At 63.2% G+C, this 9,135-nt stretch carries 12 protein-coding genes and 1 pseudogene; 6 read left to right on the top strand and 7 right to left on the bottom strand.

The annotated features are described in order from the left end of the window. The 3 genes and pseudogenes from gatB to C1D09_RS23175 form a co-directional block, all read left to right on the top strand. A pseudogene (gene gatB / locus C1D09_RS23185) lies at positions 1-282 on the top strand (Asp-tRNA(Asn)/Glu-tRNA(Gln) amidotransferase subunit GatB); the annotation flags it as partial. Positions 283-286: 4 nt separating this feature from the next. Next, positions 287-778 (top strand): GNAT family N-acetyltransferase, encoded by a 492-nt coding sequence (locus tag C1D09_RS23180; RefSeq protein WP_143976471.1) that lies wholly within the window; start codon positions 287-289, stop codon positions 776-778. Positions 779-935: 157 nt separating this feature from the next. Continuing rightward, entirely contained in the window at positions 936-1,634 is a 699-nt protein-coding gene (locus C1D09_RS23175; RefSeq protein WP_143976470.1) for an AIM24 family protein, read from the top strand. 65 nt (positions 1,635-1,699) lie between these two features. Here the strand turns inward: C1D09_RS23175 and panC are convergent, their stop codons facing one another. Both panC and panB read right to left on the bottom strand, forming a co-directional pair. Next, on the bottom strand, positions 1,700-2,551 hold the full coding sequence (gene panC / locus C1D09_RS23170; protein ID WP_143976469.1) for a pantoate--beta-alanine ligase: 852 nt from the start codon (positions 2,549-2,551) through the stop codon (positions 1,700-1,702). Then, on the bottom strand, positions 2,548-3,408 hold the full coding sequence (gene panB / locus C1D09_RS23165) for a 3-methyl-2-oxobutanoate hydroxymethyltransferase (RefSeq protein WP_143976468.1): 861 nt from the start codon (positions 3,406-3,408) through the stop codon (positions 2,548-2,550). The genes panC and panB overlap by 4 nt, the downstream gene beginning before the upstream one ends. Positions 3,409-3,638: 230 nt before the next feature. Between panB and C1D09_RS23160 the strand changes: the two genes are divergently transcribed. The 3 genes from C1D09_RS23160 to C1D09_RS23150 all read left to right on the top strand — a co-directional run bounded on the left by C1D09_RS23160 (position 3,639) and on the right by C1D09_RS23150 (position 5,234). Beyond that, positions 3,639-4,037: an NADH:ubiquinone oxidoreductase subunit NDUFA12 gene (locus tag C1D09_RS23160; protein WP_010909204.1), complete on the top strand. Its 399-nt coding sequence runs from the start codon at positions 3,639-3,641 to the stop codon at positions 4,035-4,037. Positions 4,038-4,175: 138 nt separating this feature from the next. Continuing rightward, positions 4,176-4,772, top strand: a complete 597-nt coding sequence (locus C1D09_RS23155) for a DUF2155 domain-containing protein (RefSeq protein ID WP_143976467.1) — start codon at positions 4,176-4,178, stop codon at positions 4,770-4,772. Positions 4,773-4,847: 75 nt separating this feature from the next. After that, entirely contained in the window at positions 4,848-5,234 is a 387-nt protein-coding gene (locus tag C1D09_RS23150) for a hypothetical protein (RefSeq protein ID WP_143976472.1), read from the top strand. 9 nt (positions 5,235-5,243) lie between these two features. Here C1D09_RS23150 and aat read toward each other — a convergent pair whose 3' ends face one another. The 5 genes from aat to C1D09_RS23125 all read right to left on the bottom strand — a co-directional run bounded on the left by aat (position 5,244) and on the right by C1D09_RS23125 (position 9,093). Further along, positions 5,244-5,861 carry a leucyl/phenylalanyl-tRNA--protein transferase gene (gene aat, locus C1D09_RS23145; RefSeq protein WP_143976466.1) on the bottom strand — a complete coding sequence of 206 codons (618 nt, stop codon included), beginning with the start codon at positions 5,859-5,861 and terminating at the stop codon, positions 5,244-5,246. Positions 5,862-5,873: 12 nt separating this feature from the next. Next, positions 5,874-7,217 (bottom strand): acetyl-CoA carboxylase biotin carboxylase subunit, encoded by a 1,344-nt coding sequence (gene accC, locus C1D09_RS23140; protein WP_069092041.1) that lies wholly within the window; start codon positions 7,215-7,217, stop codon positions 5,874-5,876. A 10-nt stretch (positions 7,218-7,227) separates the two neighbouring features. Further along, positions 7,228-7,686, bottom strand: coding sequence for an acetyl-CoA carboxylase biotin carboxyl carrier protein (gene accB, locus C1D09_RS23135; RefSeq protein WP_143976465.1), 459 nt, complete (start codon positions 7,684-7,686; stop codon positions 7,228-7,230). A gap of 26 nt (positions 7,687-7,712) precedes the next feature. Beyond that, positions 7,713-8,147 carry a type II 3-dehydroquinate dehydratase gene (gene aroQ / locus C1D09_RS23130; protein ID WP_143976464.1) on the bottom strand — a complete coding sequence of 145 codons (435 nt, stop codon included), beginning with the start codon at positions 8,145-8,147 and terminating at the stop codon, positions 7,713-7,715. Between the two features lie 145 nt (positions 8,148-8,292). After that, positions 8,293-9,093 (bottom strand): DsbA family protein, encoded by an 801-nt coding sequence (locus C1D09_RS23125; protein ID WP_143976463.1) that lies wholly within the window; start codon positions 9,091-9,093, stop codon positions 8,293-8,295. Positions 9,094-9,135 lie beyond the last annotated feature (42 nt).

Raw genomic sequence — 9,135 nt, 5'->3', positions numbered from 1 at the left:
TCCGGCAAGATCGCCAAGGACCTGTTCGAGGTCGTCTGGAACGAAGGGGGCGATCCGCGTGCGCTGGTCGAAAGCCGTGGCATGAAACAGGTCACGGACACCGGCGCCATCGAGAAGGCGGTTGACGAGGTGATCGCAGCCAATCCCGACAAGGTCGAACAGGCGCGCGCCAAGCCGACCATGGCCGGCTGGTTCGTCGGCCAGGTGATGAAAGCGACGGGCGGCAAGGCCAATCCGCAGGCGGTCAACGACCTCGTCAAGGCCAAGCTCGGCATCGAGTAAGGCCATGTTCGTCCGCACCGCCGGCGAACGCGATCTCGCTGCCATCCGCGCGCTCCTGGTTGAAACCTGGCACTCCACCTACGGCGCGATCTATGGCGCCGGGCGGGCTACCGAAATCGCCGGCGAACGGCATTCGATTGCGTCTCTGAAAACGGGACTGACCAAGCCGAACAGCGAGTTCCTGGTCGCCGATGACGGCAAGCGCATTGGCGGCGTGGCTTTTGCCGAAAGCCTCGATGGCGGGGACCTGGTTATCCTGAAACAGCTCTATGTGCTTCCGACCCTGCAGGGCAAGGGCATTGGCGGCATGTTGCTCGATGAGATCATCGCGAGTTTTCCGGAAGCCCGCGCCATCCGTCTGGAAGTGGAGGCACGGAACATCCGCGCCATCGCCTTCTACCAAGCGAACGGCTTCGTGCGATCCGGCGGTGCCGGCGAGCACGCGGGTGCCTCTGGCGAGCAGACACTGGTCTACCACCGGCCTCTTGCCGGCTGATTCCGTCGAAGTGAACCTCTCTTGATCACCTTCCCGCGAGCGGCGTTGCATGCGCCCGTTTTCGTTTGACGGCCGGAGGGCATCGCACCAAAGCTGCTGGCGCTGACCGCGCGGAAGCCGGAATGGACCGGCACGCTGGTTAGCGCTGGGGGAAACCATGCCAAGCTTGCCCGAACTGATGCCGACGCAGGTGTCGGACGAAACTTTTGGTGGCGTCACCTACCACATAGCCGGCGAACTGGTGCCCGTGCTTTCGGTCGATGTGACGCGGATGCCTGTCTATTTCGAGCACCACATCCTGTTGTGGAAAAACTCGACCATCACCATCGGCCTGAAATCGCTGAAGGGCGCGCTGAAGCGCATGATGGCCGGCATGCAGATCTTCGTCACCGAGGCGTCGGGAGCGGGCATCATTGCTTTCAGCCGTGATGGACCTGGTCACATCGTCCCGATCCATCTCAGGCGTGGAGAGGAGATCCAGGTGCGTGAACACCAGTTTCTCGCCGCCACCGGCAATGTCGAGTATACGTTCGAGCGTGTACGCGGCCTGGCGACGATGCTGTTTGGCCAGAGCGGCTTCTTCATCGACCGCTTTCGCGGCGACACCGGCGACGGCATCGTGTGGCTGCACGGCTACGGCAATGTCTTCGAAAAGACGCTTGCCGCCGGCGAGACCATCGACATCGAGCCGGGCGGCTGGCTATTCAAGGATGCTTCCGTCAGGATGGAAACCAAGATCGATCGCCTGTCGAGCGGCTTCTTCGGCGCCAATGTGAATTTCATCGTCAACCGCTTCACCGGTCCGGGCCGCGTCGGCATCCAGTCGATGTATCTGCATATGCCGACAGAGGAGTAAGCGCGTGCCGGAAATCTCGGACGGGTGGCGCGACAGGACACGTAGCATGGCGTAGCGCGACCCGTTCAGGCGATCGGCACGTCCACATTGTCGATCAGCCTGGTCTTGCCCAGCCAGGCGGCGGCAAGAAGGCGCCCCGCGCGGCCGCGGCGCCAGGGCGCCAGCGTCAGGCTTTCGCGGGCCTCGACATAATCGACCTTCCGGAAACCGGCGGCGATGAGAGCGCGGCTGGCTTCGCCGGTTGTGTCATCACCGTGCGCTCCGGCCGCGATTGCGGCAGCCGTCTTGTGCAGGATGACGTTGAGCTGGCGGGCGACAGCGAGTTCAGCCTCGTCGAGATAGGCGTTGCGTGACGACATGGCCAGGCCATGCGCGTCGCGCATGGTCGGGGCGCCGATGATCTCGACAGGCAGGTCAAGGTCGCGACAGAGCTGCCTGACGACGCAAAGCTGCTGGTAGTCCTTCTCGCCAAAGACCGCACAGTCAGGCGTCGCCTGCAGAAAAAGCTTGGCCACCACGGTGGCAACGCCCTCGAAAAAGGTGGGGCGGAAGTCCGATTCGAGCCCGGCCGACGGGCCGCCGACCAAGATCCTGGTGGCGAAGCCGGCAGGATACATCGCGCCGACCGTCGGCGTGAAGGCAAGATCGGCCTTGACCGTCGCCAGCAGGTCGAGGTCGCGGGTCAGCTGGCGCGGGTACTTGTCGAGATCCTCGCTCGGAGCGAACTGCGTCGGGTTGACGAAGATCGACACCACGCAGCGCTCGGCTCTTTTCCTGGCGATCCTGATCAGCGAGAGATGACCCTCATGCAACGCGCCCATGGTTGGCACCATGGCGACGCGCAAGCCGTCGCGCCGCCAGCCATTGACCTGCGCGCGAAGTGCCGCGACGCTGTCGACGACGTCAGGCCGCCTCATGCCTCATCCCCGACATCCTTGCTCGAAGAAGCTTTTGAGTTTGAAAAGACGTGAGCAGCAGCGGGGAAAGTCCGGTCTCGCACATCGGCTGCGTAGCGCTCGGCCGCGTTCGCGATCACGCGGCGCAGGTCCGCATATTCCTTGACGAATTTCGGCACGCGGTCGACCGTCAGCCCGACCATGTCGTCGATGACAAGGATCTGGCCATCGCAGTCACCGCTGGCACCGATGCCGATGGTTGGTATTGCAATGCTGCGTGTGATGTCGGCCGCAACCGCCTCGACGGTGCCTTCGATGACCACGCAGAACGCGCCGGCTTCTTCGACGGCGCGCGCGTCGGCCATCAGCGCCGCGACGGTCTCGTCCGTGCGGCCCTTGATCCTGTAGCCGCCGTCCCTTTCCACCGATTGCGGCAGCAGGCCGATATGACCCATGACCGGAATGCCGGCGGCCACGATTGCCGCTATTTGCCCGGCCATGTCGACGCCGCCTTCAAGCTTCACCCCCTGGCAGCCCGTTTCGTCAACGATGCGCAGCGCCGAGGCCACGGCCTGCTCCGCCGATTCTTCGTAGCTGCCGGCTGGCATGTCGACGACCACGCAGGCCCTGGCCGAGCCGCGCATCACGGCTTGCCCATGCGCGATCATCATCTCCAGCGAGGCGCCGAGCGTCGTCTCGTGGCCATGCAGGACCATGGCGACGCTGTCGCCGACCAGAAGCAGGTCGACATGCGGGTCGAGCAGGCGGGCGACGGGATAGGTGTAGGCGGTCAGGCAGACCAACGGGATGCCGCCCTTGCGGCGGCGAATCAGCTCGGCGCCGATGCGAATGTCGGTGGTCGGCGGTTTCGTGGCCAATCGTCACCTCCTTCGGCCCATGGCCGGATTGGATATTCGCACGGGCGCGCTGAGCTTTAGAAAGAGCCGAAAGGCTTGGCAAGCGTGCATCCTGCCGCCACCGCGGATCATAGGCTTGTGTCGGCACCCGGGCGCGCCATTTGCGCGCTCCCCGTGGCAAAACCCTTGCCTTCCCGCGGGCCTGACGCCATAAGCAGGAAACAGGCGCCGCCAGCGCAAAGGGCTCTGAGATGAAGACTTTCCTGACGCAGTTTTTCACTTGGTGGAACAGCCAGACGTTGGGAACACGCCTGCACACCTGGCGGTACGGCAAGAGGGTCGGCCAGGACGAGGTCGGCAACGTCTATTACGAAGGTGGCATCGATTCGGAAGGCCGTACGCGCCGCTGGGTCATCTACCGCAACTATTCGGAAGCTTCGGCCATACCGCCCGGCTGGCATGGTTGGATCCACCACCGCGTCGATCTCGCTCCGGCCAGCGAGGACTACAAGCCGCGCGATTGGCAGAAGCCGCACCAGCCCAATCTGACCGGCACGCCAGCGGCCTACCGCCCGAAGGGCTCGGTGCTGACCAATCAGCATCGCCCGCAGGTTACGGGTGACTACGACGCCTGGACACCCGGTTCGTAACGGGCCGGCTTGCGACGAGGCAAAGTGCGGGCCGGTCCGTTATCGCCACAATTGGTGTTTAGCTGCTTGCTGATCAGAAAACGGCGACTAGCCTTGGCGATCGACGGAATCACCCGGGCGCGAACCACCGGTACCTATATGAACTTTTTCAATCTGATATCGACGGGCGGTCTGACGCTAGCCGCGGGCCTCGCCGTCAGCACCGCGGCCTTTGCGGCGTCGCCTACACCGGCGGCCCCTGCCGCTCCGGCACCGGCCGCGCCCGCGGGATCGGATCGCATCACCAACCCGGTTGCCGAGTTCGCCGGCATCGACAAGATCACCGGCCGCATCATCACCTTCGACGTCTATATCGACGAGACCGTGCAGTTCGGTGCTTTGCAGGTGACGCCGCGCGTCTGCTATTCCCGGCCACAGAACCAGGAGCCGAAGACCGATTCCTTCGTCGAGGTCGACGAGATCACGCTCGACCGCAAGATCCGCCGCATCTTCACCGGCTGGATGTTCGCCGAAAGCCCGGGTCTCAACGCCGTCGAGCATGCCGTCTATGACGTCTGGCTGAAGGAATGCAAACAGAAGTCTGATGTGCCGGCGCCAGATGCCGCCAAGGCTGACGCGACCAAGGCTGACGCTTCGAAGCCGGCCGCGACCAAACCAGCCGCCGCCAAGCCGGCGGCCAGCCCGGACGCGGAACAGTCCGATCCCACGCAACCGGATACGTCAAACGCCAACTGATCCCTGGGAACCGTCGTGGCCACCATGCGTTGGATCACGGACGACCGCGCATCGGCGCGCCCGGAGGATATTTCGATGTCGGACACCAAGCGAATCACGGCCAGCAAGAAAGAACTGCTGGAGCTCGAAAAAGGGTTCTGGACCGGCGATGCCGCCTACTACGCGGCCAATGCCGACACGGAATGCCTGGTGGCTTTTCCGCAAATGGCAAAGGCGATGGACAATGCCGACCTGGCCAAGACCGCAACCAAGCCCAGTCGCTGGCGCGATCTCGATATCGAGCTCAAGGGAATAATCGAGCCCGGCAGCGACGTCATCATGCTGACTTACGAGGCGCATGCGACACGCGAGAACGGCGAACCCTACGCCGCGCTGGTCAGCACCGGCTATGTCCATCGTGTCAACGGCTGGAAGATGATGTTCCACTCGCAGACGCCAATCGAGAAAGCTGCCGCGAAGTAGGCCCAATCGCTACGGAAAAAAGACTGCTTCACCTTTCAGCGCGTCAGCCAGCATCTTCTCATACTTGCCGCGTGGCACGTCGACAGCGCCAAAGCGCTTGAGATGCTCGGTGGTGAATTGCGTATCGAGCAGCGCGAAGCCGCGTGCCCTCAAGCGTTCGACGAGATGCACCAGGCAGATTTTCGACGCATCCGTCTCCTTGGAAAACATGCTTTCGCCGAAGAACACCCGTCCGAGCGACACGCCATAGAGGCCGCCGACCAGCTTGTCCTCATGCCAGGCCTCGACCGAATGGCAGTGGCCCATGCGATGCAACTGCACATAGGCCTCGCGGATCGGCGCGTTGATCCAGGTCGAGCGCCTTTCCTCCCGCTTTTCCGCGCAGCCGTCGATCGTCGCCTCGAAATCGAAATCGAAGCGGATGTCGAACGGGTTCTTGCGGATCGTCTTCCTCAGGCTTTTGGGCGTGTGGAACCCGTCGAGCGGGATGATGCCGCGCGTCTCCGGCCGCACCCAGAACACCTCTGGGTCGCTGGCGCTTTCGGCCATCGGGAAGACGCCCGAAGCGTAGGCCTTGAGAAGAAGGTCGGTGGGGATGCGATAGCCGGGCGCGTAAGGACGGGTCATCGCGTCCCCGGATTACTCTTCCTTGGCCAGGTATTTTTCCAGCCAGTGGATGTCATAGTCGCCATTGGCGATGTCGGCATTGCCGACCAGATCGCGAAACAGCGGCAATGTCGTCTTGATGCCATCGACGACGAATTCATCCAGCGCCCGGCGCAGCCGCATCATGCATTCGACGCGGTTGCGCCCGTGGACGATCAGCTTGCCGATCAGGCTGTCGTAATAGGGCGGGATCTTGTAGCCGGAATAGACGCCGGAATCGACGCGGATGCCGAGGCCGCCTGGCGTATGGAAATGCGTGATGGTGCCGGGCGAGGGGGTGAAGGTGCGCGGATCCTCGGCATTGATGCGGCATTCGATGGCGTGGCCATTGAACTTGATGTCTTCCTGCCTGACGGAAAGCCCGCCGCCGGAGGCGACGCGGATCTGCTCGTGCACGAGATCGATGCCGGTGATTGCTTCCGTCACCGGATGCTCGACCTGCAGGCGTGTGTTCATCTCGATGAAATAGAACTCGCCATTCTCGTAGAGGAACTCGATCGTGCCGGCGCCGGAATAGCCGAGGTCGGCAATGGCCTTGGCGCAGATGCCGCCGATGCGGGACCGTTCCTCGGCGTTGAGCGCCGGCGAATTGGCCTCTTCCCAGACTTTCTGGTGGCGCCGTTGCAGCGAACAGTCGCGCTCGCCGAAATGCACGCCGCGGCCAAAGCCGTCGCCGAAAACCTGCACTTCGATATGGCGCGGCTTCTGCAGATACTTCTCGATGTAGACAGCGTCGTCGCCGAAAGCGGCGCCTGCTTCCGAGCGCGCGGTCTGCAGAGCGACCTCGAGGTCGGCCTCGGTGTGAGCGACCTTCATGCCGCGTCCGCCGCCGCCGGCGGAGGCCTTGATGATCACGGGATAGCCGATTTCGGCGGCAATGCGCTTGGCTTCCTTCTCCTCGGTCACCGCGCCGTCGGAACCTGGCACCACCGGGATGCCGAGGCGCTTGGCGGTGCGCTTGGCCTCGATCTTGTCGCCCATGACGCGGATATGGTCGCCGGTCGGGCCGATGAAGGTGATGTTGTGCGCGGCCAGTATGTCGGCGAACTTGGCGTTCTCGGACAGGAACCCATAACCAGGATGAACCGCGTCGGCGCCGGTGATCTCGCAGGCCGCGACGATCTGATGGATGTTGAGATAGCTGTCTCGCGATGGCGGCGGGCCAATGCAGACGCTCTCGTCGGCAAGCCGCACATGCATGGCGTCGGCGTCGGCGGTCGAATGCACCACCACCGTCTGGATGCCGAGTTCCTTGCAGGCACGAAGCACCCGAAGCGCGATTTCGCCGCGATTGGCGATGAGGATCTTCTGGAACATTCGGCCCGCTCTACTCGATCACGACGAGCGGCATGCCGTATTCGACCGGCGTCGCATCCTCGAACAGGATCGCCGTCACCGTGCCGGCGCGCGGCGAGGGGATCTGGTTCATCGTCTTCATCGCCTCGATGATCAGCAGCGTCTGACCTTCCTTGACCGTCTGGCCGACCTCGATGAACGGCTTGGCGTCGGGCGACGGCGCCAGATAGGCGGTGCCGACCATTGGCGAAGCCACCGCGTTCTTCGACACGTCGACCGTGGCCGGGGCGGCAGCGACGGCTGGCTGGGCTACTGCCGGCGCATAGCTGGGCTGGGGTGCCGCGATCGCATGGACGGCAGGGGCCTGCCGCGACACGCGCACCTTCAGGTCGCCGAGTTCAACCTCGATCTCGGTCAGGTTGGTGTCGTTCAGTATGCCCGCCAGATCGCGGATCAGTTGCTGGTCAACACCGGTCTTCTTTATCGACATTTTCGAGCCTTCTGTTTGTTGGCCGGTCACAGGCGTGCGGCCAGCGCCTGTAGCGCCAGCGTGTAGCCGAGCGGCCCAAAGCCACAGATCATGCCGACGGCGACCGGCGCGATCATGGAGACGTGGCGGAATGATTCCCGCGCATGGATGTTGGAAAGGTGAACTTCGGCGACCGGCAGCGGTGCCACCGAACGGATGGCGTCGTGGATGGCGATCGAGGTGTGGCTGTAGGCGCCTGGATTGATAACGATGCCGGCAGCCTTGTCGCCGGCTTCCTGGATCCAGTCGACAAGGTCACCCTCGTGGTTCGACTGGCGGAAATCGATATCGAGCCCGAGCGCCGTGCCCAACTGCTTGCAGTCGTCCGCGATCGCGGCAAGCGTCTTGCCGCCATAGATGCCCGGCTCGCGCTTGCCGAGCGCGTTGAGATTGGGACCGTTCAGGACGAAAACCGTTTTCAAAAAAACCGACCTTTTCCGGCGCCGATATCAGACCGGCACGCTGGGCCTCTATACCGGGCATAGTCGTCCGCGAAAAGAGCGCAAGTGCGTTCTTTCACTGTCCACAACAGGCCGAAATGCGCCCGTGAAGAAAACTCCGGGCCGATCAAAGCGCGGCTTTCGCTGCCTTGATCTTTTCCGCTAACACGTCCTGCCCGAGAGCCCCGAATACAACCTCGTTGCCGACGACGTAGGACGGCGTGCCGGTGATGGCCAGCTTGTTGGCAAGCTCGTAGGTCTTGGAGAAGGCTTCAGGGATCGAAGCATCCTTCATCTTCTCGCGCAGCGTCGCCTCGTCGGCGCCAAGCGACAGCGCGATCTTGATCGCGGTCGCCTCGGTGGCGCGCCCCTGGCCGCCGAGCAGCGCATTGTGGAACTCGCCGTACTTTTCCGGCATCATCAGGTGGAACGCCATCGAAACGACGCTGGCTTTCTGCGAATCCGGGCCGAGGATCGGGAACTCCTTGAGCACGAAGCGCAGATCCGGATCGGATTTGGTCAGCGCCCGCATGTCCTCGATGGCGCGTTTGCAGAAGCCGCAATTGTAGTCGTAGAACTCGACGATCGTCACCTTGCCATTCGGATTGCCGACGACGCCATCGAAGGCGGAGTTGAAGATCTGGTCCTTGGCATTCTTGATGACGCCGAGCGCGCCGATGCGCTGCTCTTCCTTCTGCTTGGCTTCGAGCGCGTCCTGCACTTCGAGCAGCACTTCCGGGTTCTTCAGGAGATAGTCGCGAATGATCCCTTCGACCTCGGCGCGGTCGATCTTGGTATCGGCCGCCATCTGGACGGGCTGTGCCGTACCGGCCTTGGCAATCTGTGGGCTGCCGGCCACGAAACCGAAAGCCAGCATGGCAAGGACTACAGCGACCCCGGTGGTGCCTAGCAGCAGTGCCTTTTTCATCGTTCTCGTTCCTTTTGCCTGTTTCCTGGTCCGGCTGTGTAG

It is taken from the genome of Mesorhizobium intechi, from assembly GCF_002879535.1.
GTDB classification, from domain to species: Bacteria; Pseudomonadota; Alphaproteobacteria; order Rhizobiales; family Rhizobiaceae; genus Mesorhizobium; species Mesorhizobium intechi.
This window is presented reverse-complemented; position numbering and strand designations above follow the sequence as displayed.

What these genes read in the sequence shown, in the direction of transcription:
- C1D09_RS23150 (WP_143976472.1), top strand. Translation starts at nt 4,848, where the DNA reads ATGTCGGACACCAAGCGAATCACGGCCAGCAAGAAAGAACTGCTGGAG.
- C1D09_RS23160 (WP_010909204.1), top strand. Translation starts at nt 3,639, where the DNA reads ATGAAGACTTTCCTGACGCAGTTTTTCACTTGGTGGAACAGCCAGACG.
- accC (WP_069092041.1), bottom strand. Translation starts at nt 7,217, where the DNA reads ATGTTCCAGAAGATCCTCATCGCCAATCGCGGCGAAATCGCGCTTCGG.
- C1D09_RS23125 (WP_143976463.1), bottom strand. Translation starts at nt 9,093, where the DNA reads ATGAAAAAGGCACTGCTGCTAGGCACCACCGGGGTCGCTGTAGTCCTT.
- accB (WP_143976465.1), bottom strand. Translation starts at nt 7,686, where the DNA reads ATGTCGATAAAGAAGACCGGTGTTGACCAGCAACTGATCCGCGATCTG.
- C1D09_RS23155 (WP_143976467.1), top strand. Translation starts at nt 4,176, where the DNA reads ATGAACTTTTTCAATCTGATATCGACGGGCGGTCTGACGCTAGCCGCG.
- panC (WP_143976469.1), bottom strand. Translation starts at nt 2,551, where the DNA reads ATGAGGCGGCCTGACGTCGTCGACAGCGTCGCGGCACTTCGCGCGCAG.
- aat (WP_143976466.1), bottom strand. Translation starts at nt 5,861, where the DNA reads ATGACCCGTCCTTACGCGCCCGGCTATCGCATCCCCACCGACCTTCTT.
- C1D09_RS23175 (WP_143976470.1), top strand. Translation starts at nt 936, where the DNA reads ATGCCAAGCTTGCCCGAACTGATGCCGACGCAGGTGTCGGACGAAACT.
- C1D09_RS23180 (WP_143976471.1), top strand. Translation starts at nt 287, where the DNA reads ATGTTCGTCCGCACCGCCGGCGAACGCGATCTCGCTGCCATCCGCGCG.